22 protein-coding genes are annotated in these 21,987 nt (G+C 69.0%); 2 read left to right on the top strand and 20 right to left on the bottom strand.

The annotated features are described in order from the left end of the window. Positions 1-10 precede the first annotated feature (10 nt). Complete coding sequence (locus HWD99_RS17645) at positions 11-1,024, top strand: restriction endonuclease subunit R (protein WP_241797500.1); 1,014 nt, start codon at positions 11-13, stop codon at positions 1,022-1,024. 13 nt (positions 1,025-1,037) lie between these two features. On the opposite strand, the gene HWD99_RS17640 is transcribed toward HWD99_RS17645, so the two are convergent. From HWD99_RS17640 to HWD99_RS17585, 12 genes are all read right to left on the bottom strand, one after another. Continuing rightward, a complete protein-coding gene (locus HWD99_RS17640) occupies positions 1,038-1,907 on the bottom strand; it encodes a ThuA domain-containing protein (RefSeq protein ID WP_241797499.1) in 870 nt (289 codons plus the stop codon). After that, positions 1,907-2,923: a sugar phosphate isomerase/epimerase gene (locus HWD99_RS17635; protein ID WP_241797498.1), complete on the bottom strand. Its 1,017-nt coding sequence runs from the start codon at positions 2,921-2,923 to the stop codon at positions 1,907-1,909. The genes HWD99_RS17640 and HWD99_RS17635 overlap by 1 nt, the downstream gene beginning before the upstream one ends. A 68-nt stretch (positions 2,924-2,991) precedes the next feature. Further along, positions 2,992-4,158, bottom strand: a complete 1,167-nt coding sequence (locus HWD99_RS17630; RefSeq protein WP_374205487.1) for a Gfo/Idh/MocA family protein — start codon at positions 4,156-4,158, stop codon at positions 2,992-2,994. Positions 4,159-4,196: 38 nt separating this feature from the next. Next, complete coding sequence (locus HWD99_RS17625; protein WP_241797496.1) at positions 4,197-4,613, bottom strand: DUF6379 domain-containing protein; 417 nt, start codon at positions 4,611-4,613, stop codon at positions 4,197-4,199. A gap of 13 nt (positions 4,614-4,626) precedes the next feature. Continuing rightward, a complete protein-coding gene (locus HWD99_RS17620) occupies positions 4,627-5,652 on the bottom strand; it encodes a sugar phosphate isomerase/epimerase (protein ID WP_241797495.1) in 1,026 nt (341 codons plus the stop codon). Next, the gene (locus HWD99_RS17615) at positions 5,649-6,761 is read right to left on the bottom strand and encodes a sugar phosphate isomerase/epimerase (RefSeq protein ID WP_241797494.1); all 1,113 of its coding nucleotides are present in this window, start codon (positions 6,759-6,761) and stop codon (positions 5,649-5,651) included. The genes HWD99_RS17620 and HWD99_RS17615 overlap by 4 nt, the downstream gene beginning before the upstream one ends. After that, a complete protein-coding gene (locus HWD99_RS17610) occupies positions 6,758-7,168 on the bottom strand; it encodes a DUF6379 domain-containing protein (RefSeq protein WP_241797493.1) in 411 nt (136 codons plus the stop codon). The genes HWD99_RS17615 and HWD99_RS17610 overlap by 4 nt, the downstream gene beginning before the upstream one ends. A 67-nt stretch (positions 7,169-7,235) precedes the next feature. Beyond that, on the bottom strand, positions 7,236-8,756 hold the full coding sequence (locus tag HWD99_RS17605; RefSeq protein WP_241797492.1) for a GMC oxidoreductase: 1,521 nt from the start codon (positions 8,754-8,756) through the stop codon (positions 7,236-7,238). Then, complete coding sequence (locus tag HWD99_RS17600; RefSeq protein ID WP_241797491.1) at positions 8,753-9,547, bottom strand: TIM barrel protein; 795 nt, start codon at positions 9,545-9,547, stop codon at positions 8,753-8,755. The genes HWD99_RS17605 and HWD99_RS17600 overlap by 4 nt, the downstream gene beginning before the upstream one ends. 89 nt (positions 9,548-9,636) lie before the next feature. Further along, positions 9,637-10,473, bottom strand: a complete 837-nt coding sequence (locus HWD99_RS17595; protein ID WP_241797490.1) for a carbohydrate ABC transporter permease — start codon at positions 10,471-10,473, stop codon at positions 9,637-9,639. A gap of 1 nt (position 10,474) precedes the next feature. Then, the gene (locus HWD99_RS17590) at positions 10,475-11,434 is read right to left on the bottom strand and encodes a carbohydrate ABC transporter permease (protein WP_241797489.1); all 960 of its coding nucleotides are present in this window, start codon (positions 11,432-11,434) and stop codon (positions 10,475-10,477) included. Between the two features lie 87 nt (positions 11,435-11,521). Then, on the bottom strand, positions 11,522-12,823 hold the full coding sequence (locus HWD99_RS17585; RefSeq protein WP_241797488.1) for an ABC transporter substrate-binding protein: 1,302 nt from the start codon (positions 12,821-12,823) through the stop codon (positions 11,522-11,524). Between the two features lie 230 nt (positions 12,824-13,053). Here HWD99_RS17585 and HWD99_RS17580 point away from each other — a divergent pair, with 230 nt between their 5' ends. After that, complete coding sequence (locus HWD99_RS17580; RefSeq protein WP_308220747.1) at positions 13,054-14,010, top strand: LysR family transcriptional regulator; 957 nt, start codon at positions 13,054-13,056, stop codon at positions 14,008-14,010. Positions 14,011-14,013: 3 nt separating this feature from the next. Here HWD99_RS17580 and HWD99_RS17575 read toward each other — a convergent pair whose 3' ends face one another. The 8 genes from HWD99_RS17575 to HWD99_RS17540 form a co-directional block, all read right to left on the bottom strand. Then, positions 14,014-15,492 carry a DUF6379 domain-containing protein gene (locus HWD99_RS17575; RefSeq protein WP_241797487.1) on the bottom strand — a complete coding sequence of 493 codons (1,479 nt, stop codon included), beginning with the start codon at positions 15,490-15,492 and terminating at the stop codon, positions 14,014-14,016. Between the two features lie 21 nt (positions 15,493-15,513). After that, positions 15,514-16,821 (bottom strand): DUF6379 domain-containing protein, encoded by a 1,308-nt coding sequence (locus HWD99_RS17570; protein ID WP_241797486.1) that lies wholly within the window; start codon positions 16,819-16,821, stop codon positions 15,514-15,516. A gap of 121 nt (positions 16,822-16,942) precedes the next feature. Continuing rightward, positions 16,943-18,112, bottom strand: coding sequence for a thiolase family protein (locus HWD99_RS17565; protein ID WP_241797485.1), 1,170 nt, complete (start codon positions 18,110-18,112; stop codon positions 16,943-16,945). Further along, positions 18,109-18,744, bottom strand: a complete 636-nt coding sequence (locus tag HWD99_RS17560) for a 3-oxoacid CoA-transferase subunit B (RefSeq protein ID WP_241797484.1) — start codon at positions 18,742-18,744, stop codon at positions 18,109-18,111. The genes HWD99_RS17565 and HWD99_RS17560 overlap by 4 nt, the downstream gene beginning before the upstream one ends. After that, positions 18,741-19,502, bottom strand: coding sequence for a 3-oxoacid CoA-transferase subunit A (locus tag HWD99_RS17555; protein WP_241797483.1), 762 nt, complete (start codon positions 19,500-19,502; stop codon positions 18,741-18,743). The genes HWD99_RS17560 and HWD99_RS17555 overlap by 4 nt, the downstream gene beginning before the upstream one ends. After that, a complete protein-coding gene (pcaC, locus tag HWD99_RS17550) occupies positions 19,499-19,888 on the bottom strand; it encodes a 4-carboxymuconolactone decarboxylase (protein WP_241797482.1) in 390 nt (129 codons plus the stop codon). Before pcaC ends, HWD99_RS17555 begins: the two co-directional genes overlap by 4 nt. Then, positions 19,885-20,661 carry an alpha/beta fold hydrolase gene (locus HWD99_RS17545; RefSeq protein WP_241797481.1) on the bottom strand — a complete coding sequence of 259 codons (777 nt, stop codon included), beginning with the start codon at positions 20,659-20,661 and terminating at the stop codon, positions 19,885-19,887. Before HWD99_RS17545 ends, pcaC begins: the two co-directional genes overlap by 4 nt. Further along, complete coding sequence (locus tag HWD99_RS17540) at positions 20,658-21,974, bottom strand: lyase family protein (RefSeq protein ID WP_241797480.1); 1,317 nt, start codon at positions 21,972-21,974, stop codon at positions 20,658-20,660. Before HWD99_RS17540 ends, HWD99_RS17545 begins: the two co-directional genes overlap by 4 nt. Positions 21,975-21,987: the final 13 nt, after the last annotated feature.

Genomic DNA, 21,987 nt, shown 5'->3' with positions numbered 1-21,987 from the left:
GGAGCACGACATGACGACAGACACCCCCGCCCACTGGCCCCTCGCGGCGAGCGCCTTCAACTGGTCCTCCGAGATCGTGCGGGCCGGGCGCCCTGCTCCCGACATCGCCACGAGCATCGTGTCCGACGGCATCGCCTCGGTCATCGAGGTCGAGCTCGGCCAGCTCTGGCGTTCGTACCCCGACCCGACGGATGCCGAAGCCGAGGCCCTGCGAGACGATCTCGCGGCCGTGGGCGGCCGGGTGAGCATCGTCGGCGCGAGCATCGACGAGTGGGCTCTCCCCGCCCGGCGGCGGAGCGACGCGGAACGGCTCACGTTCCTCCTGCCGCAGTTGCGCGCGGCGCATCGGCTGGGCGCGCGCGGTGTGCGCCTGCCGATCGGTCAGGCCGGAACCGCGCTCCTGACGCGCCTGCTCCCGCATCTGCACGACCTTGACCTGGTGCTGTTCGAAGAGGCGCAGGGTCGCCAGACGCCGGCCGCACAGCCCGCAGACTACGACGCCATCGCCGCGCTCGACGACCCGCATGTGCGGGTCCTGATCGACATCAGCATGCTCATGCCGGCTCTGCCGCCGACGTATCTCGACCGGCTGGAAGCCGGCGGCATCCCCGCCGCTCTGCTCGCGCGACTGACAGACGAGTGGCGCGATCCGTCGACGCATGACGCCGTGATGACGCTCCTCCGCACGGGCGGGGTGCCCGACTCGGTGCACACGCTCTACATGGACATGCTGGTGCGCTTCGGGCGTTCGGACGCTGTCGAACTGCGCGACGTCCTTCCCCTCGTCGGTGCCGTCCACCTCAAGTTCTGGGACCTCGAAGACACCGACGGTCGGGTGACCGCCCCCATCGAGGCGGTGGCGGCCGAGCTCTCCGCCCTCGCCGGTCACGACGTCGACGGCACCTTCACCAGCGAGTGGGGCGGACTGGAATGGCTCGACGACGATGCGAGCGAGATGACGCGAGCGCACCTCGCGATGGCGCGCACCGCCGTGGCGACCGGCGCCGCATCCGTCCGGGCCTGAGCAGGGAGCGTCGTCACCCCTCGCGGTTGTAGTACGGCCACGGCAGGAAGCGACGGGCGCCGCGGCGATCCGGGCCCTCGAGACCGACCTCGCCCGTTGCCGCCCATTCGACGCCGCGGGGGAACATCCGGATGAACTCGATGCGCCGGAACGTGTCGATGTCGTGCCCGATCGTGATCGTGAAGCTGCGCCCGGAGCCGTACTCGTTGATCCAGGCGATCGGCTGATCGGTGTTCATGCCGGGCAATGCCGCGATGCCCTCGGGCGGGATCGCCACCGGGTAGTGGGACATCGGCCACATCGGGGCCTTCTCGTACGCTTCGAGGTCGTCGAACGTCGTCAGCAGCACCTGCGCGCCGTCGTAGAGCTCGACCCCGACGAGGATGTCGTCGCCCGTCACGGTCCACGTCCCGTTGATCCCCTCGGTGATCGGGTGGCGCGGCTCCGTCGTGCGCAGCAGCGCCTCCCCCCAGGGGCGGGGACGGATGCCGGTGGGCACGCTGAGCTTCGCCCCGCGCATGACGTTGTACTCCTCCGGGTAGCCCCAGTCGTCCTCCTGCGCGGCGGACCCGTGGAACCACACGATCCCCTTGCCGTGGTCGTGCACGAACCGCAGCAGCGCGGCATCCGTCTCGGGCCCGAACCCGACAGCTCTGTCGTGGTAGCCGTCACGGCCCTCGAAGACGACGATGATCACGTCATACCGGTCGATGATCTCGGCACCGAGGCCGCGCGGATCCTCGATCACGCGCACGCGGAAGCGCCCTGTGTCCTCGAGAAGCGTGGTGAGCCACTGGTTGTGGGCGCGGAAGCTGCGGTGCTCGTTGTCGTGCTCGATGGTCATGTGCCCCGAGAGGATGAGCACGTCGAGGACATCGGGCATCAGGCGCCCTCCTCGACCTTCGTGGAGAAGGCCGCGTCGAAGACGGTGTCCGGCGGAGTGATCGCCGCCAGCTTCCGCACGAACGCGAGCGCCTCCGGAGCGCCGTGCAGGCGGTCCATGCCGGCGTCTTCCCATTCGACGCTCGTCGGACCGGTGTAGCCGATCGCGTTCAGGGCCCGGAACAGCGGCTCCCATTTCACGGCACCGTGACCGGTCGACACGAACGTCCAGCCGCGGCGCGGGTTGCCCCACGGCAGGTGCGATCCGAGCACCCCGTTGCGGCCGTCGAGGTTCGTGATCGACTCCTTCACATGCACGTGGAAGATGTGCTCGGCGAAGTCGAGCACGAACGCCACCGAATCCAGCTGCTGCCAGACGAAGTGCGACGGATCGAAGTTGAACCCGAAGCTGCGGCGATGTCCGATCGCGTCGAGCGTGGCCTTCGCCGTCCAATAGTCGTAGGCGATCTCGGACGGGTGCACCTCGAGAGCGAACCGCACCCCGACCTCCTCGAACACGTCGAGGATGGGATTCCACCGATCGGCGAAGTCCCGATATCCGGCCGCGATGAACTCGTCGGAGGCCGGCGGGAACATCGCCACGGCCTTCCAGATGCTCGAGCCCGTGAACCCGTTGACCGTGGTGACGCCGAGCTTCGCGGCGAACCGCGCCGTGTCCTTCAGATCCTCCGCCGCTCGCTGACGCACGCCCTCGGGGTCACCGTCGCCCCACACCCGATCCGACAGGATGTCGCGGTGCCGCGCGTCGATCGGGTCGTCGCACACCGCCTGCCCCGTGAGGTGGTTCGAGATCGCCCACACCTGCAGTCCGTGGCGCTCCAGGATGTCGCGACGGCTCTGCACGTAGGCGTCGTCGTCCCATCGGGACACGTCGATGTGGTCTCCCCAACAGGCGATCTCGAGGCCGTCGTAGCCCCATTCCCCTGCCAGGCGAGCCACCTCCTCGAACGGCAGGTCGGCCCACTGACCGGTGAACAACGTGATCGGGCGTGCCATGAACGACTCCTTCGTAGAACGGATGGCGGGTGCGGTTGGTGTCGGGTGCGGCCGGCGTCGGGTGCGGCTCAGCGGATGCCGGCCGGGGCCTCGGCGCGCACACGCACCCAGGCGGAGTCCTCGGCCGCGCTGCGCTCGACCGCGTCGAGGACGCGCTGGACCCCGAGTCCCTCGGCGAAACTCGGATGCGGAGGGGTCCCGTCGTGGATCGCGCGCACCAGATCGACGACCTGGTGGGTGAACCCGTGTTCGTAGCCGAGCATGTGACCGGCGGGCCACCACGCCGCGACGTAGGGGTGTGCGGCCTCCGTGACGAGGATCTTCGTGAAGCCCTGGCGATCACCCGGCGCCGAGCGGTCGTAGAGGTGCAGGCTGTTGAGGTCTTCCAGGTCGAAGACGAGAGCGCCCCTGTCGCCCGAGACCTCGAGCGTGAGGGCGTTCTTGCGGCCGGTCGCGAAGCGCGTGGCCTCGAACGACGCCAACGCTCCCCCCGAGAGCCGGCCGGTGAACAGCGCGAGGTCGTCGACCGTGACATCGCCGTAGCCCGCACCCGCGGTCGCCGACAGGCCGGTCCCACCTGCGCTCAGCGGGCGTCGGGGCACGATCGTCTCGGTGGTGCCGGTCACGGCCTCCACCGTCTGGCCCGTCACGAACTGCGTGAGATCGATGATGTGAGCGCCGATGTCACCCAGCGCTCCCGACCCCGCATGCTCCTTCTGCAGGCGCCACGCGAGCGGTGTCTGCGGGTCGACGAGCCAGTCCTGCCGATAGGCGGCGCGCACCTGCTGCACCCGCCCGATGACCCCCTCGGCGATGAGGTCGCGCAGGAACGTCGCGGCGGGGACGCGGCGGTACGTGAAGCCGACCATCGACAGCACACCACGCTCAGCGGCGCGCCCTGCGGCATCCGCCATGGCCTCGGCTTCCTCGACCGTGTTGGCGAGCGGCTTCTCGCACAGCACGTGCTTGCCGGCCTCGAGCGCGGCGACGGCGATCTCGGCATGCGAGTCGCCCGGGGTCACGATGTCGACGATGTCGATGTCGGGCCGGGCGATGACCTCACGCCAGTCCGTCGACGTCTCGGCCCATCCCCAGTGCTCCGCGGCCTCGCGCACGGCGTCGGGGTTGCGCCCCACGAGGACCGCCATCTCGACGCCCTCCGGCAGTTCGAAGACCCGCGGCGCCTGACGCCACCCCACCGAGTGCGCGGCACCCATGAAGCCGTGGCCGATCATCGCCACGCGCAGTGGCCGGCCCTGAGCCGGGACCGGACTCATGCGAGCACGACCTCGCGCTGCACCGGAACGCGGTTGGTGACGTAGCGACCCGGGCCGCCGTCGACTCCCGGCATGATCTGCATGTAGAGCAGACGCATGGTCAGGACGACCTCGACGGTGAGCGCGTCACCGGCCTGCGGCACCGGGTCGAGGTCGATGAGGACCTCGGGGCGCTCGGCGACGAACCACAGCGTCTCGTGCTGCTCGGGCAGCTCGTCGACACGATAGGTGCGCCCCTCGAGCTCGAACCGCAGAGACTCGGTCGGGATCGCGACGCCGTTCACCGTGGCGGCGACGCCGTCGACGGCGGACAGCCAGAGGCTGCGGTACCAGGGCAGCTGCACCGAGACGGCGATGCCGGTGTCGGTGCGACGGACGTCCTTCTCGGAGAACAGGGAGTTGTGAGTGGCCATGAGTGACTCCGATTCAGACCGCGACGGCGGTCTCTTCGATCGCACGACGCATGAGGTCGTGCTGCTTCTTGACGAGGTCGATGGGGTCGCTCTCACCGAGGTCCGAGAAGGCGTGCCCTTCCCACTCGCTCGAGAGGTAGCCCTGGTATCCGCCCTCGACGAACTGGCGCACGATGCGCGGGATGTCCATGGCCGGCTCCTCGCCGTCCGGGCCGATGTCGTAGAACTTCGCGTGCACGTGGAAGATCTGCGGCATGATGTCGAGCCACTCCTCCGGCGGCACCAGCCCGTGCATGTTGAACGCCAGGCGGGTGAAGGGTCCGAGGCGGGCGAAGTCGAAGTTCTCCGATGTCAGGAAGTCCTCGAACTTCTGGTTGCGCACGTGCATGGGCGTCGGCTCGTGCCAGATCTCGTCCATGACCGTGAAGTACTCCTCGGGCATGCCCATCTGCCGCATGGTGCGCAGCAGGGTCGGCGAGAGCGAGTGCATGGTCGACGAGAAATCGGCGGTGAAGCCCAGGCGGTCGGACTGCAGCTCCTCGTACATCTCGCGCATCTGCAGCACCTGCGGGTTGTTCGGCCCCGACGGTGCGTGGATCTCGTACCCGAGCTTCTGGTCGTACTTCTCCGCGAGGGGCAGCAGACTGCGCAGCAGCTCCTTGCCGTGCGAACGGATGACGACCTTCTTGAAGCCGAGCGTGTGCGCGGTCTTGAGCTGCCGAGCGAGGAAGTCGTGCTCCTCGTCCGGGGTCATGTCGCGGTCCTTGCGACGACCCATGTCGAGGTTCGTGCCGATAGCGCTCGGCTCGAGTCCGTAGCGGTCCATGCTGTCGCGCCAGAGCCTCACGAAGTCGTCGTCGACGTCGGGGTAGGTGCGCAGCATCTGAGCGATGTTGAACTCGATCCCCGGGCCCAGACCGTGGTCCGCCGCCGCCTTGATGAGCGTCTCGGGCGTGTAGAGGCCCGCGGCGAACTCGGAGGTGAGCGAGTAGAGCGTGATGCCCAGCTTGATGCCGGTACCGGCGATGCCGTCGGTCATGCGCGGAGTCCCTTCGTGAGAGCGTGCGGAAGATGGGCGGCGAGCGCGCGCCGCGCTCCCGCCGCGTCGGTGATCATGCGACTGCCGGCGGCCGTCGCCGCCGAGCGCTGCACGGCCTGCTCTGCGGCGATGATCTCGAACGGGCTCTGCCAGTGATTCCAGTGCCAGCCTTCGTACTCGCTCGACACGGCACCGGAGTAGCCGTTCTCGACGAGCAGGGCGATCAGGTCGCGCACCGGCACCGACGGCTCTTCCCCGTTCTCGTCGATCCCGAAGAACTTGCCGTGCACGTGCTTCACCCAGGGCATGATCTCGAGCCAGTCGTCGACGCGGGCGGGTCCGAACAGGCCGGTGCCGTTGATGCCGAAGTCGATGCCCAGGTCCGGTCGGCCGTTCTGCGCGGCGAGTCCGATGAACGATCCGAAGCGCTGCCCGTGCACCGCCTGGTCCGCCGGGGGGCCCTGCTCGTAATAGGTGTCCCACAGGTCGACGACCTTGCCGAGCAGTTCCTCCGACGCCCCGCGCCGGCGGTAGGCCTCGATGAGCGAGGGCGCGAAGCCCGAGACGGTCGCACCCCAGTCCATCGTGAATCCGAGGAACGGCGACCCGACCTTCTCGTAGCGGTCGCGGAGCGCGAGGATTCGCGGGTGCGAGGCGTACTGATCGGCGTGCACCTCGAGGGCGAGCGTCACCCCGTGCTCCTCGGCGATCGGCGCCAGCGCCTCCATCGAGTCGGGGGTGATCGAGATCTGCACGCGAGCGATCGGGAAGCCGAGCTTCGCCGCCGCCTTGATCTGCAGAGTCATGTAGTCGATGAGCTCGTCCTGGGTGAGCAGGCGGTCGCGGTGGATGCCGATGTCGGCGTTCACGGCGAGCGAGGTCGTGACCAGCCCGACCTCCTCGACCAGGTCGCGGAACCAGCCGGCGAAGGAGTCCTCGATGTGCGGGAACCCGCGGAAGCTCGAGAACCCGATGATCTCGAGCCCCGGGCCGTAGCCCTCGTGAGCCACTTTGCGGATCAGCTGCTCGAGGTCGTACTCGCGACCGTGGAAGGCCCGGGTGAAGCTGTAGAGCGTGACGCCCTGGACGGGTGTTCCGAGCGCGGTCATGCCGCCACCTCCTGTGCCTGATGCGCGGTCATGGTCTTGGTGTCGTGCTCCTCGATGTGCAGGGTCTCGCTGTCGGAGATGATGATGTACGGGATGAAGAGGGTCAGGTCGACGCGCACCTCGTGCTCGCCGCCCGCCTCGATCGGCAGGTCGCCCGACAGCACCGCCGAGTCGACGGGGAACCACCATTCCCCGGTCTCGTCCACGAGCTCGTCGAGGCGGAAGTCCCGCCCGTTCATGCGCCAGCGCAGCGAGTCGGAGGGCGCGTCGACGCCGTCGACGCGGAGCGCCGCACCCGCGATGCAGGAGCCGGGGAGCGCGCGGTACCACGGCAGTCGTACCTCGACGGATGCGCGTGAGCCGTCAGCGACGAGGGTGCCTTGTTCGATGATGCGATCGGGGATCACGTGCTTCTCCTTGACTACTTTGTCTCGATTTGAACAGACTAATGTTGCTTTCCTGCATAAGCAAGGGTCAGTGAAGAGATCCGGCGATCTTCCTCGCACCGCGCACCGCCAGCGCGACAGACGTCAGCGTGGGATTGCAGGCCGTCGACGTCGGGATCACGTTGTTCCCCGCCACGAAGAGTCCTGGCACTCCCCAGACCTCGCTGTCGGGCGAGCAGACGCTCAGCCCGTCGTCGGTCTCTCCCATGCGCGTGCTGCCCTGATAGTGCAGCGACGCCCCCGCGGGCATCGTGAAGGGACGCTCGTCGAGAGGGTCTCCGACCGCGCGCCCCAGGCGCACGATCTCTTCGCGCGCACGCTCCACCACCGCATGGTCGTTCGGCGTGAGCGAATAGCGGATGGTCATCGACGGCATGCCGTAACCGTCGACGGCGTCGTCCGAGAACTCCACGCGATCGTCCCACTGCAGATCCTTGGCGCAGAACAGCCCGAGACCGACGATCGAGCCCGGGATGATCGGATCGTCCTCTGCCAGGGGCACCGGCGAGGCGTCGAGCTGCATGATCTGACCGTGGAACGGCATCTCATCGCTGAACGGCACCCAGGTGACGCCGCTCTGCTCGCTCAGCGCTCCGGAGGCGGCGACCGCGTCATCCGCTCCGGCGTGCACATCGCGCAGACGCGCGGCGAACACGACCTGCGTCTGATCGTTCAGCATGCGGCCGAGCGCTGCGGGACGGATACCGGAGGCCCACAGCACCTGCGGGGTGCGCAGTCCGTCGGCCGCCACCACGACGACGCGCGCCGCGACCGAGTGCACCGCTCCGCTGCGCAGATCGCGGATCTCGACACCCGATGCGCGTCCGCCATCGGTCAGCACGCGGGTGACCAGCGTCTCGTCGTACAACGAGAAGCGCGGGTTCTCGCGGGTGACATCGCCGAAGACCACATCGGATCCCGACCACACGAGGCGTCCGTCGTCGCGGCGATGCACGGCCAACGGCATGCGCTGGGCGCGATGCGCGTGATCGCGCCCGCCGTCGACCGCTTCCGAGAGCCGTTCGCGCACGATGCTCGCGAACGGCGAGGAGTCGAACGCATCGGTCGTGACCCCCAGCAGCCGCTCCGCCTCGTCGAGCAGCTCGTCGAGGTCGGGGAGGAAGTCGATTCGCTCGCTGTCGTGAGGGCGGGGGCATGCGGCCGTCCAGTGCGCACCCATTCCTCCGACGTTGCTCGAGAAGGCGGCGACAGGCATCCCGTCCTCCCCCTCCACCCGGTAGCCGTCGGCCAGCAGGTAGGTGCCCGCGCGCCCGCGGCGCTGACCGGACTTCGCCGCGCCGGGATCGGAGATCGTCGCCGCGCGCTCGCCCGGCCCCTCCGACCGCTCCTGGGCCCGAGCCCGCCGACCCGCATCTTCGATGTTCTTGACGTGGGATCCCGGCGGGTCCGAGACGGTCGGCCCGACCTCGAACATGGCGATCGACGCCTCGGGGGCCGACTCGCTCAGGATGCGTGCGTAGGCCGCCCCGTTCGGCCCGCTTCCCACGATGACGACGTCGACCGATGCGGGATAGTCGCGCGCGTTCATGCCGACGTCGCGACCTCTCGGATGAGTCGGACCGACTCCTCCGACGCGGTCGTGGGGTAGTACTCGAGTCCGATCGGACCGTCATAGCCCGAGGCCCGCAGTATCCCGAGGCGCTCCGCCCAGTCGAGCGACCCCGTGCCGGGCTCGCCACGCCCCGGCGCGTCGGCGAGCTGCACGTACTTGACGATGTCTCCGGCGTCGGCCAGCTCGGCGGCCATGTCCTCCCCCTCGACAGCCGAGTGGTAGATGTCGTACAGCACGCCGAAGTCGGGCGAGTCGACGCCTCGAGCGACGTAGACGGCCTCCGCGGTGCGATCGAGCAACGACCCGGGGTGATCCACCCGCACATTGACCGGCTCCAGGACGAGGGTGATCCCCGATCCGTCGATCTGAGCGATCGCCTTCTGATAGATCTCGATCAGCTTGTCGAGCTGCACCTGGCGCTTCCAGCCGCCGAAGCCGGTGCCGCTGCCGACCACCAGCCGCGGAGTGCCCAGCGTGCGGGCGATTCCGACGCCCTCGTCGAGCTTGCGGAAGAACTCCGAGTGGTCCCACGGCGGGATCATGAACTGCGTGCGTGGCTCGGCCAGCTGAGCGGTCAGCTGCACCCCGGTCTCCTCGAGGGCCGCCTTGAGTGCGGGGATGTCCTTGGGCGTGGCAGGAGCGTCGACGCCGGTCGGTCCCCACATCTCGACAGCGGAGAACCCCGCGGCGGCAGCGGCTCTGACCCGGTCGTGGTAGTCGCCGGCCTCGGTGAAGAGGAGCTCGATATTGGGCGCAAGAAGGTACATGATGCTCGTTTCTCGACGGGACGTCGGTGCGGAGAAGGCGGTGCGTGGGGTCGATGAAGCACGGCGGGTGCCGGAGCACCCCCGAGAGGTCAGCCTTTGAGGCCGCCCGCGAAGCCCTGGATGAAGCGCTTCTGGGCGAAGAGGTAGAACACGAGGATCGGGATCATCGACACGATGACGATCGCGAAGATCTTGTTCCACGACGAGACGAGCGAGCCGATGTAGTAGTACATCGCGACCGGGAGCGTCTGATTCGCCGAGCCTCCGAGGAAGATGAGCGACGTGAAGAAGTCGTTCCACACGATGAGCCCGGCGAGGATCGCCACGGTTCCGGTGGCCGGCGACATCAGCGGCAGCACGATGCGGAAGAAGATCTGCGTCCGCGAGGCCCCGTCGATCGTCGCGGCCTCCTCGTACTCCGTGCCGAGGCTGCGGAAGAATCCGGCGTAGAGGAAGATCGACAGCGGGAGCAGCATCCCCGTGTAGAGGATGACCATTCCCCACAGCGATCCGGTGAGACCGAGTGTGCGTGCTCCGATGTACAGCGGCACGGTGCCGAGCTGCGTCGGCAGGACGATCGCGATCAGGAAGAGCATGTAGGCGGTGCGGCTCCAGCGGCGCGTGCTGCGCGAGATGACATAGCCGGTGATGGCTCCGAGGAGCACCAGGCACAGGATGCTGCCGGCGGTGATGATGATGCTGTTCACCAGACCCATCACCACGTTCGAGTTGCCCTGCGCGGTCAGCACCTCGACGAAGTTGCCGAAGTCCGGACTCGCCGGCGGGGCGAGGTTCGAGGAGGTGATGACCTCCTGGTCGGACTTCAGCGCCGTCGTGACGAGGAAGTAGAAGGGAGCGAGGAAGATGATCGCGATGACCCAGATGAGCACCTCGCGCAGAGCGGTGAGTTTCGTGTAGCGGAACATGTCAGTCCTCCTCGGGGCGACCGTTGGTCAGACGCTGCTGGATGATGGCGAACACGAGGATGATCACGGTGAGCAGCAGCGCGAGGGCGGCACCGTATCCGAAGTTCCCCAGGGCGAACGACTCCTTGTAGACCTGCGTGGCGAGCGTCTCGGTCGCACCGGCGGGGCCGCCGCCGGTCATCGCCATGATCTGGTCGAAGATGCGGAGTCCGTTGACGAGGCCGAGCGTCGTCGCGATGGCGACGGCGGGGCGGATCGACGGCAGCGTGACATGCCAGAACCGCTGCCACAGGTTGGCTCCGTCGATCGCAGCCGCCTCTTCGATCTCGACGGGCACTGCCGCGAGCCCGGCCATGTAGATGACCATCGCGAAGCCGATGTTCTGCCAGACGACGACCACCAGGATCGTCCAGATCGCCCACATCGGGTCGGCGACCCAGGCCCGCGCGAACTCGTCGAAGCCCAGCGCGCGGAGGAACGCGTTGATCGGGCCGTTGTAGTCGAAGATGAACTTCCACACGTAGGCGACCGCGAGGGGGCTGAGCACGACGGGCATGAAGAAGAGCACTCTCAGTGCGTATCGGGTCTTCAGACCGCGGTTCAGCCCCAGCGCCAGCGCGAGGCCGGCGATGTTGCTGAGGATCACCGACACGAACGCCAGGAACAGCGTGTTGCCGAGAGAGCCGATCTGCGTCGGATCCCCGAAGATCTTCACGAAGTTGTCGAGGCCGATCCAGCTGAAGGCGCCGATGCCCGACCAGTCGGTGAAGGCGAAGAACCCGCCGATCGTCGTGGCGACGTAGTGCACCGCGAGCACGAGCACGATCCCGGGCAATGCCCACCACCAGTGGCCGAACTTCAGCAGACCGGGCCGGCGCGGAGCGGGCGGGCGGCGACGCCCGTTCTGCGAGCTCTTCGGCACGATCACCAGCTCGGTCTCGGACTCTGTCCTCAGGCTCATGATTCCCTCATGTTCGTACGTCGTCGTGCGAGTTCTGGGAGTGGCCGTCCGGGTGCGCGCTGAGCGGCACCCGGACGGCCCTCGGCGTCAGTCGCCCCAGGCGTCGTCCATGTCCTGGAGCACCTGGTCGATCGTCTTCTGACCGGTGAGCAGGCCCTGGACGCCGACCTGCAGCGCCTCGTAGACCGACGGGTTGGGCCAGATGTTGTTCGGCAGCGTGGCGTACGAGCCGTCCGCGATCAGGTCGACCACCGGCGAGTAGATGGTGTCTTCGAGATCGAGGTTCTGGTAACCCGAGATGGGCAGCAGGCCCGACTTCTCGTAGTACAGCTCCTGCGCCTCGTCGGTGGCGAGCCACTCGACGAACGCCTCCGCCGCGGGCTTCACCTTCGAGGCCGCGTTGATGGAGATCGTGTAGTTCGAGCTGGCGAGGATGTAGGGGTCTCCGCCGTCCGCCGCCGGGAAGGGCTGCACCTTGAAGTCCGCCTCCGCCGGAGCCGCCGTCGCGATCTCCACGGCCGATCCGGACGGGATGAAGCTGCCGACGGAGGTCCCCTGAGCGAGACCGTTGGTGATGGCATCGAAGCCACCGCCCTCGGCACCGGGCTGGAAGCAGCCGCCGTCTTTCAGATCGATGAGCGTCTGGAGGGTGTCCTTCCATCCCTCGGAGTCGGCGAACGTCGTCTCACCGTCGGCCCGCTTGGTGTTCCAGTCGGGGTCCTCGGCGTAGACGCGCGTGGCGGCGATGCCCTGCGCGGTGAGCCCTGCGTTGGGGCCTGCCGCGCCGGCCAGGGCGAGAAGCGACTTGCCGTCGGCCGAGAGCGCGTCGCAGGCCGCGTAGAGCGATTCCTCATCGGTCGGGAACTCGTCCAGTCCGTTCATCGCGGCCGTTCCCATGCTGGCGACGACCGCCGCGATCGTGAAGTCCATCGGCTGCCCGTAGGTCTTGCCGTCGATCTCGAAGATCGGCTCGCTTCCCGCAGGGACGAGACCGGTCGCGGTGTCGCCCAGCGGCTCGAGGAATCCTGCCTCGGCGAGCGGGATCAGGCCGCGCGCATCTCCGGACCCGGGGGTCGTCTGGATCACGTCCGAGGCGTTGCCCGCCTGCAGCTGCGTGCGGATCGTCTCACCGTACTTGTCGTTCGGGGTCGGGTTGAGCGTGATGTCCACATCCGGGTTCGCCTCCATGTATGCCTTGGCGAGCGACTCGTAGGGGCTCTCGAGGTTGTTGGAGGTCGCGAATGTGAAGGTGAATGCCTGCGCGCCGCCGGAGTCGTCGGAGCCGCCTTCGGGAGCGGATCCGGAGCAACCGGCGAGGATGACGACGCCCGCGGTCGCCGCGGCGATGATGCCGGTGCGAAGGACGCGGGATCGAGAGTGCTGTGCCATGTCCAGCCTTTCTGACTACGTTGTCGGGGACCCAGGAGCCTGGGTCCGGTGCTGTTCTGCCAGTATCGACCCGATTAGTCAGAAACACACATAAGTGCTTTGGATGCATCGCATAAGTCCGCCTGAACGAGGTTCCCGAGCGTCATAGAGCGGATCGATACGGGCCACCGTCGAGATAGCTTCGGTCGATAAGATCGAGGCAACGCAATCCGATGCCGGAGGATCACACCGTGGTGACCGACCATGCTCAGCTGTCCCGACTCGACCTCAATCTGCTCGTGTCGCTCGACGCGCTGCTGACCGAGCGCAGCGTGACCCGCGCCGCCGAACGTCTGCACCTCAGCCAGCCCGCTCTCAGCGCCTCGCTGGCACGGCTGAGGACGCACTTCAACGACCAGATCCTGGCCCGTCGCGGCAACACCTACGAGCTGACCCCGTTCGCCCTCCGCCTGTCGGAGCACACCACGACGGCGCTCGAGGCGGCGCGGCGCGTGTTCGAGAGCCAGGCGACCTGGACCCCGGCGGAGTCGACGCGCGAGTTCTCGATCTACGGCTCGGACTACGGTTTCGCGACGATCGGGGCGGTCGTGTCACGGCTCGCCGCCGAGCGGGGGCTGAGCGTGCGCTTCCGCTTCATGCTGCACAACCCGACGGTGGTCGAAGACGCCCCGAATCGACTGCGCTCGGTCGACGGCATGATCATCCCGCACGGATTCCTCACCGATCTGGCCTACGCGGATCTCTGGCGGGACGAGTGGGTGGCACTCGTCGCGGACGGCGAGCACGGGCCGGGCGGCGAACTCACGATGGAGGATCTCGCCGCCCGCCCCTACGTCATGACGTATCAGTCCCGCACGGCCTTCACCTCGGCCAGCAGGCAGATCCAGCAGCTCGGCGTGGAACCGCGCGTCGACGCCGTCGTCGAGAGCTTCCTCACCCTCCCGCTGTACGTCGCAGGCACACGGCGCATCGGGCTCATCCAGCGGGCGCTCGCGCCCCTGGCCGCCCGCCTGGGAGGCGTGCGCGTCGTCGAGCTCCCGTTCGCGCCGACGCCTCTCGTGCACGCCCTGTGGTGGCACCCCGTTCACGCGCGCGATCCGGAGCACGCCTGGATGGTGGAGCTCTTCCAGGAGGCGGGTCGCATCGTGGAGTCCGGCGCGCACGCCGACGGCGGACCCCACGGGTGATCCTCAGACGGCGGCGACGGCGCTGCGCATGCTCTCCCTGATGAGATCGTGCTGTCGACGCACGAGCAGCAGCGGGTCCACGTCACCGAGCTCGGCGAAGGCGTGGCCCTCCCATTCGCTCGACCAGAAGCCGCGGTACCCTCCCTCGACGAACACGCGTACGAGCTCGGGATAGTCGATCGCCGGTTCCTGCCCGTGGTCGTCGATGTCGTAGAACTTCGCGTGGACGTGCGTGATCTGCGGCATGATGTCCGCCCACTCGCGCGGGTCGACGTGCCCGTGCATGTTGAAGGCGAGGTGGGCGAAGGCCCCCAGCCGACCGGGGTCGAAGTCGCGCCCGCGCAGGTAGCCGATGAACTCCTCCTGACGCTCGCGCATCGTGGCGTCCGTGGCCCAGATCTGCTGGAGCCGACCGAGAGCCTCGTCGTCGAGCCCCGCACGCTGCACGGCTCGGAGCAGCGTGGGCGACATGGCGTGCATGGTCGACGAGAAGTCCGCGACGAACCCGAGCAGCGGCGAGCCCAGCTCGTCATAGGTCTCGCGGACCTTGAGGATCGGCTCGGCGTTCGGCCCGAGCGGGGCGTGGATCTCGTACGCGAGCTGCAGCTCGAGAGACTCCGCGACCGGCAGCAGTCGACGCAGCAGCTCGGGCTTCGCACTCTGGATGCGCACGAGGGGGAAGCCCAGCTTCTTCGCACCCTGGAACATCAGCTCGCTGAACTCGAACTCCTCGTCGGGGCTCATGTCGCGATCGCGGCGGCGCCCCATGTCGAGGTTCGCGCCGAAGGAGCTCGCGACGAAACCGTGCCTGTCGAACGCCGCGCGCCAGGTGCGCAGGAAGTCGTCGGACACGACCGGGTAGGTCGGCAGCACCTGCGACGCGACGATCTCGATGCCGGGACCGATGCCGAGCTCGGCCACCCGATCGAGGAGTCCGTCGAAGTCGAACCAGCCGGCGCGGAACTCCGCGCTCGCGGAGTAGAGGGTCAGACCGAGCCTGAACGGGTCCTCCTCGGTGGCGGGCGGCGGCGGCGCGTCCGCGGCGACGAGTGCGGGCGCAGGTGCGGAGGCATCCGTGACCGTGAGGTCGAGGGATTGGCGGACGATGTTGGGCACGTAGCGCCCCGGACCGCCGTCTTCGCCGGGCGCGATCTGCATGTACGGCAGCCGCAGGTCACCGGCGATGTCGACCCGGTGCGTCTCACCGGACGAGACGGGCACGGCGAGACGGGCCACGAGCCGCGGATGATCCTGCAGGTACCAGAGGGTCGTGCTCTGCTCCGACAGGTCGGCGATGCGGTAGCTCCGATCGCCGAGTTCGAAGCGCAGGTCCTCCGGCGGCACCTCGACGCCGTCGATCGACAGACCGAGGGTGCCGACCGAGGACAGCCACAGGCTGCGGTACCAGGGCAGGGTGAGCACGACGGCGGCACCGTCGGGGTGCTCCCGGAGGCTGTCGTCCTGAATGAGTCCGTTGGGCATGATGCGTCCTTTCGCAGACGGTCAGTCGAGCTCCGCGACGACGCGGCGCAGGAGGGAATGCTGGCGGCGGATCTGCTCGATCGATCGCCAGGGGTCGCGCACGCCCTCGTATTCGCTCGAGAGGTAGCCGGTGTACCCGGAGTCCCTGAGGGCGCGGAGCACCGGCTCCCACGGGATCTGCAGATCGTGGAGGTTCTCGTCGATGTCATGGAACTTGGCCTGGATGAACACGACGTACTTCGCGATGTCGGCGATGTCCGCCGGGTCCACTGCGATGCCGTCCATGAACGCCGGCCGCTGCCCGGGCAGTTCGCCGGGCTTCAGCGCGATCGGACGGTCCTGGAAGATGCCGGTGTCGAGCAGCAGGCCGAAGTGCGCGGTGCCGGTGCGCTCGATCAGGTCGATGTAGTCGTCGACCACCTCGTGCCTGATCGGAGTGGGCGAGTGGATCTCGGGGCAGATGGTGACATCGAGCTCGGCGGCGAGGTCGAGCGAGCGCTCGACGGATTCGGTCCAGGCCGGGTGCGGGATCAGGTCGCTCGACACGACGCCGATCTTCGGCCGGACGAAGCGGAAGCCGAGTCGCTTGGCCAGCCGCAGGTCGCGCTGCAGCAGTGCGGCGCCCTCGACGCCGGTCAGATCGCGGGCGCGGGGTCCGCTGGAGTGCAGGCGGGTATCGATCCACGAACCGTAGTTCGTGGGCTCGAGACCGTAGGTGTCGAGCAGCTCGAACCAGCGGTCGAGCCACGCGGTCGACGGGTGGGGGTAGCCCGCGATGTGTCCCTCGCCGAGGATCTCGATGCCCGTGGCTCCGACATCCGCGACGTGGCGGAAGGCGGTCTCGAGATCGAGCACGGTGCCGAAGTCGGTCATGTAGCTGTAGAGCGAGACGCCGTAGCGGAAGGGGCCGCCGTCGCGATCCGACGTCAGCGTGATGCGTCGGGTCTCCCGATAGGTCGACGGCTGGTGCTCGATCGGGATGTACGACATGCGGAGCCGCAGCTCGATGGAGACCTCGTGGATGCCGTCGGGCAGCCCGCCCTCGAACGGGACGGTGACGGTCGCCGCCTCGTCGAGTTGCCACCGCACGTCGTCGCCGTCCCACAGCTGCGCCAGCGTGTAGGTCTCGCCGCCGAGCGTCCAGAGCGGCACGTCGGCCGGGACGTCGAGGATTCCGCCGATGCGCACGGACACCCCGTCGATCAGCGAGGCCGCCATCCCGCGGTACGAGGGCATCCGCAGTCGCAGCTGGAAGCCCACGACGGTCCCGCTCTCATCCCGGACGTTGCGGAAGCCGGTGGCCTGGAGGATGTCTCGTTCGAGAAGCATGGAACCCGGATCTCCTTGTCGTGCCGCATCATCGCGGCACGGTCCAATCTAAACCACTTCTGCCTGCTTTAGGCATAAGTGGTAGTGATCCACGCATAACGAACACCGGGGTCGCGTCCGCTCACCGCTCGAGCACGAGCGCGAGCCCCTGTCCCACCCCGATGCAGAGCGCGACCACCGCGACACCGCCACCGCGGCGCCTCAGTTCATGAGCAGCGCGGGCGATGATCCGCCCGCCCGAGGCGCCGAGCGGATGTCCGATCGCGATCGCACCGCCGTGCACATTGACCCGCTCGGGGTCGAGCTCCGGCCAGCCGGCCAGACAGGCCAGCGTCTGCGACGCGAAGGCCTCGTTCAGTTCGACCAGATCGACGTCCGCCCACGAACGCCCGGCCCGGGCGAGCGCCCGGTTGGCCGCCTCGACCGGGGCGATGCCGAAGACATCGGGATCGTTGCCGAACACCCCGCGACCGGCGATGCGCGCGAGAGGCTCGCCGTCGACCGCACCCTCCGCGGCGAGCAGCACGGCCGAGGCGCCGTCGTTGATCGGCGACGAGTTGCCCGCGGTGACGGTCCCGTGCGCCGCGAAGAGCGCCCGCAGGCCGCCGAGCCTCTCGAGCGTCGTGTCGTCGCGGATTCCCTCGTCGCGCGGCAGATCGATGCCGGGAACCTGCACGATCTCGTCGTCGAACACGCCACCGGCCCAGGCCTCGGCCGCTCGGCGGTGGCTGCGTAGCGCGAAGGCGTCCTGCTCATCACGGGTGATGCCGAACATGCGCGCGAGCTTCTCGGCGGACTCGCCGTTCGCGATCGTCCAGCTCGACGGCAGCGCGGGGTTGGTCATGCGCCACCCGATCGCGGTGTTCCACATCGTCTGGTTGCCGACGGCCGGCCAGGGCCTGGCGGCCTTCTCGACGACATAGGGCGCTCGGCTCATCGACTCGACACCTCCGGCGAGCACGATCTCGGCGTCGCCGGTCTCGATCGCCCGCGACCCCTGGATCACTGCTTCGAGGCTCGAGCCGCAGAGCCGGTTGACGGTGGCGCCGGGCACGCTCGTGGGGAACCCGGCGAGCAGAGCGGCGAAGCGCGCGATGTCGCGGTTGTCCTCCCCCGCCTGGTTCGCGTCGCCGAGCAGCACGTCGTCGATGCGTGCGGGATCGAGACCGGCCCGCTCGACGATCACCCGGAGCGTGACGGCCGCGAGGTCATCAGGGCGGACGCCGGACAGGGCCCCGCCGGCCCGCCCGAACGGCGTGCGCACCGCGTCGTGGATGAACGTGGACGTCATGAGAGCTCCAGCCCGGTCAGCGCGCGCAACGACTCGAGGGTGTTGTCGCCGAAGCATTCGCGCACGACGAATCGTCCGTCGACCACATCGAACACGGCGTGATCGGTGTACACCCGCGTGACGCAGCCGACGCCCGTGAGCGGATACGTGCAGTCGTCGACGAGCTTGGACGAGCCGTCCTTGGCGAGCAGATCCGTCATCACGAAGACCTGCTTCGCGCCGATCGCGAGGTCCATCGCCCCTCCCACGGCGGGGATGGCTCCCGGGGCGCCGGTCGACCAGTTCGCGAGATCGCCGTTCTGCGCGACCTGGAAGGCACCGAGCACGCAGACGTCGAGGTGACCCCCGCGCATCATCGCGAACGAGTCGGCGTGGTGGAAGTACGAGGCTCCGGGGAGCACGGTGACGGGCTGCTTGCCCGCGTTGATGAGGTCGGGGTCGATGCCCGCCGCCTTCGGCGCCGGGCCCATGCCGAGCAGTCCGTTCTCGGTGTGCAGGATGATCTCGAGATCGCTCGGCAGGAAGTTGGCGACCGTGGTCGGCGCGCCGATCCCGAGGTTGACGACCGCCCCCTCGGGGATGTCCGCAGCGATCCGTGCCGCGACCTCGTCGCGCGTGATGCGCGTGGTCATCGCGCACCTCCCTCGCGAGCAGCGCCGTCGGCGATGACCGCCCGCCCCTCGACGTCGACCCCGCCGATGAAGCCGTCGGCGCCGAGCCAGGCGCGTCTGCCGATCGCGACCACCCTGTCGACGAACAGTCCCGGAGTCACGACCCTCTCGGGGTCGATGGATCCGAGAGGCACGACCTCGTCGACCTGCACGATCGTCGTGGCCGCGGCGGAGGCCATGACCGGACCGAAGTTTCGCGCCGTCTCGCGGTAGACGAGGTTGCCCCAGCGATCGGCGGCGAGCGCGCTGATGAGCGCGACATCCGCCGAGATCGGGTACTCGAGCACGTACCTTCTGCCGTCGATGACCCGCTCCTCCTTGCCCTCGGCGAGCGGGGTGCCGACACCGGTCGGCGAGAAGAATGCCCCGATGCCGGCGCCCGCGGCACGGATGCGCTCGGCGAGATTGCCCTGCGGCACGATCTCCAGCTCGATCTCCCCCGCTCGGTAGAGCCCGTCGAACACCCACGAGTCATGCTGCCGGGGGAAGGAGCACATGATCTTGCGCACCCGACGTTCGGCGAGCAGCGCCGCAAGCCCCGTCTCGCCGTTGCCTGCGTTGTTGGAGACGATGGTGAGGTCGCCGGCCCCCTGCGCGATCAGGGCCTCGACGAGCTCGACCGGCTGACCGGCCCTGCCGAATCCTCCGATCATCACCGTCGAGCCGTCGGCGATGCCGGCGACGGCCGCCGCCGCGTCCGGCACGGTCTTGTCGATCACGGGCGATCCTCCGCGAAGACCTCGGTCGCGATGCGGAAGGCGGTGTTGGCCGCGGGCACCCCGGAGTAGACGGCCGATTGCAGGATGACCTCGCGGATCTCGTCGATCGTGAGCCCGTTGCGCACCGCGGCGCGCAGGTGCATCGCCAGCTCCTCCTGATGACCGTGCGCGATCAGCGAGGAGAGCACGGCGATCGACCGCGATCGACGATCGAGGCCCGGTCTCGACCAGACATCTCCCCACGCGACCCGGGTGATGAAGTCCTGGAAGTCGGCGGTGAGGTCGGTCGTCGCCGCGATCGCGCGGTCGACGTGGTCGTCGGAGAGCACCTCCCTGCGCACCGCGTACCCCTGCGCGCGGCGCTCGTCATCGGTCAGATCCGTCACCGTCGGCTCCTCTCGTTCAGAAAGTCGTCCAGGGCACGGGCGACCGCCCCTGGGGCGTCGACGGTCGCGAGATGCGAGGCATCCGCGATCCCGAGCGCACGACCGTCGCGCACCTCGTCGGCGATCTCACGCGCGGACGACTCCGGCGTCACCGGGTCGCGCTCGCCCCACACGGCGAGGACGGGAGCGTCCACGTCTGCGAGGCGGTCGCGCACGTCGTACTCGGCGAGCGCCTCACAGCATCGGGCGTAGCTGTCATCATCCGTGTCCTGCAGTGCGTGCAGCAGCCGTCCGGTGAGGTCCGGATGCGCGGCGATCGACCCCGGAGCGAACCATCTCTGCGCGGAGCCGACGATCAGCGCCGACGTCGACTCGGTCCGCGCGGTCGCTGCTCGCCGCTGCCATCCGTCCGCCTCGCCGATCACGGCACCGGAGCACAGGATGCCGGCCCGCTCGACGAGCGACGGGTGCCGCAGCAGCAGCTCGAGTCCCACGGCGCCGCCGAGGGAGATGCCGGCGTAGCGGATGCTGTCGGCGCCGAGTTCCGCGGCGGTCGCGGCCACCGCGTCGGCCAGATCGGCGACGCGGAACGGCGCGGTCGCGGGGTTCGAGGCGCCGTGCCCCGGCAGATCCCACGCCACGATGCGGTGCGTCCGAGCGAGCACGGGGGCGACGGATTCCCACACGATGGTCGACGTTCCGAGCGACGGCCCCAGCACGAGCAGGGGCGCGCCCGCGGGGCCGCTGGGCTCGGTGAAGGACAGCCGGATCATCCTGCGTGCTCCCCGGCCCCCGGCATGCCGCGGACTCCGGTATACCCGGCGGGATCGAGCAGGGCGTCCACGTCGAGGCCGGCCGCCTCGGGCACCGCGCGCACGAGATCGCCGAGCTGCGCCCCGTCGGCGACGGAGGCGATGAGGTCGTCGAACCGCGACCGACCGATCAGTGGGACGAGCACGAGCGCGAGCCGTTCGCTGATGACGAGGCCGCGGGTGAGCTCGAGATTGCGGGTTGCGGCCTCGGCGTCGACCCGCAGGCCCGCGACGAGGGATGCCGCATGCGCCGACGCCCCGAGGGCGAGGCGAAGGAGCTCCCGCAGCGTCGGCCATTCGGCGTGCCACGCTCCGTCCGGGCGCTCGTCTCCCGCGAGGGCGGCGGCGAGGTGCAGGGTGGCACCGAGCTGCGGGGCGCGCAGGGCCGCCGAGCGGATGAGTGTCGACTCCACCGGATTCTGCTTCTGCGGCATGGCCGACGACCCGCCGCCGGCGCCCTCGTGCAGTTCGCCGATCTCGGTGCGGCTGAGAGTGGTGACGTCGCTCGCGAGCTTGCCGAGGGCATCGACGGTCTGCACGAGGGCATCGCCCAGCTCGGTGATCGGCCAGCGGGCCACCTGCCACGAGCCCGAGGGCACCTCCAGACCCGCATGACGGGCGTACGCCGCGACGAGTGCCTGCGCGGCATCCGCGGAGCCGGTGATCTCGACGAACGACGCCCTGGTGCCCGCCGCGCCGGCGAGCTGAGCGGGGAACGCCAGCGAGGTCGTTCGCGTGATGGCGCGATCGATGCCCTGCCGCCAGCCGTCGAGGCGGGCACCGAGCGTCGTGGGCACGGCGTGCTGGGTCAGCGTGCGCGCCACGACCACGTCCCGACCGTGCCGATCCTCGAGGCGGTGCAGACCGTCGACGGTCTGCACGAGGGAGTCGCGCAGGCGCTCGACCGCGGCGAGCGCGACGATCATGAGGGCGGTGTCGACGATGTCCTGACTGGTCGCGCCACGGTGCACCCAGGGCCGGAGCCCCTCGGGCACGCGATCCGCGAGCTGCGCGACGAGAGGGATCACGGGATTGCCGCCCGCGACGGACGCCGTGATGAGCGACGCGGCATCGATCGCCGCCGCGTCTCTCCCCCCTCCCCAGGCACGCGTGATCTCCGCGTGGACCTCGGCCGGGAGCAGCCCGATGTCGAGGTAGGCCGTGATCAGCGCGTGCTCGGCGCGCACGAGGGCGTCGAGCACCGCGGCGTCCGTCACGAGCACGTCGTGACCGACTGCGACCGGCGAGAGCAGACCCTCATCGAAAGTCGTCATGGTGCACCCCTTC

This window comes from Microbacterium sp. C5A9 (assembly GCF_022627955.1).
Classification (GTDB): domain Bacteria; phylum Actinomycetota; class Actinomycetes; order Actinomycetales; family Microbacteriaceae; genus Microbacterium.
This window is presented reverse-complemented; position numbering and strand designations above follow the sequence as displayed.

Excerpts from the sequence above, each read along its gene's own strand:
- HWD99_RS17625 (WP_241797496.1), bottom strand. The coding sequence starts at position 4,613 with ATGGCCACTCACAACTCCCTGTTCTCCGAGAAGGACGTCCGTCGCACC.
- HWD99_RS17615 (WP_241797494.1), bottom strand. The coding sequence starts at position 6,761 with ATGACCGCGCTCGGAACACCCGTCCAGGGCGTCACGCTCTACAGCTTC.
- HWD99_RS17570 (WP_241797486.1), bottom strand. The coding sequence starts at position 16,821 with ATGCTTCTCGAACGAGACATCCTCCAGGCCACCGGCTTCCGCAACGTC.
- HWD99_RS17645 (WP_241797500.1), top strand. The coding sequence starts at position 11 with ATGACGACAGACACCCCCGCCCACTGGCCCCTCGCGGCGAGCGCCTTC.
- HWD99_RS17590 (WP_241797489.1), bottom strand. The coding sequence starts at position 11,434 with ATGAGCCTGAGGACAGAGTCCGAGACCGAGCTGGTGATCGTGCCGAAG.
- HWD99_RS17585 (WP_241797488.1), bottom strand. The coding sequence starts at position 12,823 with ATGGCACAGCACTCTCGATCCCGCGTCCTTCGCACCGGCATCATCGCC.
- HWD99_RS17575 (WP_241797487.1), bottom strand. The coding sequence starts at position 15,492 with ATGCCCAACGGACTCATTCAGGACGACAGCCTCCGGGAGCACCCCGAC.
- HWD99_RS17595 (WP_241797490.1), bottom strand. The coding sequence starts at position 10,473 with ATGTTCCGCTACACGAAACTCACCGCTCTGCGCGAGGTGCTCATCTGG.
- HWD99_RS17560 (WP_241797484.1), bottom strand. The coding sequence starts at position 18,744 with ATGACCACGCGCATCACGCGCGACGAGGTCGCGGCACGGATCGCTGCG.
- HWD99_RS17565 (WP_241797485.1), bottom strand. The coding sequence starts at position 18,112 with ATGACGTCCACGTTCATCCACGACGCGGTGCGCACGCCGTTCGGGCGG.
- HWD99_RS17620 (WP_241797495.1), bottom strand. The coding sequence starts at position 5,652 with ATGACCGACGGCATCGCCGGTACCGGCATCAAGCTGGGCATCACGCTC.
- HWD99_RS17600 (WP_241797491.1), bottom strand. The coding sequence starts at position 9,547 with ATGTACCTTCTTGCGCCCAATATCGAGCTCCTCTTCACCGAGGCCGGC.
- HWD99_RS17545 (WP_241797481.1), bottom strand. The coding sequence starts at position 20,661 with ATGATCCGGCTGTCCTTCACCGAGCCCAGCGGCCCCGCGGGCGCGCCC.
- HWD99_RS17640 (WP_241797499.1), bottom strand. The coding sequence starts at position 1,907 with ATGCCCGATGTCCTCGACGTGCTCATCCTCTCGGGGCACATGACCATC.
- HWD99_RS17605 (WP_241797492.1), bottom strand. The coding sequence starts at position 8,756 with ATGAACGCGCGCGACTATCCCGCATCGGTCGACGTCGTCATCGTGGGA.
- HWD99_RS17635 (WP_241797498.1), bottom strand. The coding sequence starts at position 2,923 with ATGGCACGCCCGATCACGTTGTTCACCGGTCAGTGGGCCGACCTGCCG.
- HWD99_RS17630 (WP_374205487.1), bottom strand. The coding sequence starts at position 4,158 with ATGATCGGCCACGGCTTCATGGGTGCCGCGCACTCGGTGGGGTGGCGT.
- HWD99_RS17540 (WP_241797480.1), bottom strand. The coding sequence starts at position 21,974 with ATGACGACTTTCGATGAGGGTCTGCTCTCGCCGGTCGCAGTCGGTCAC.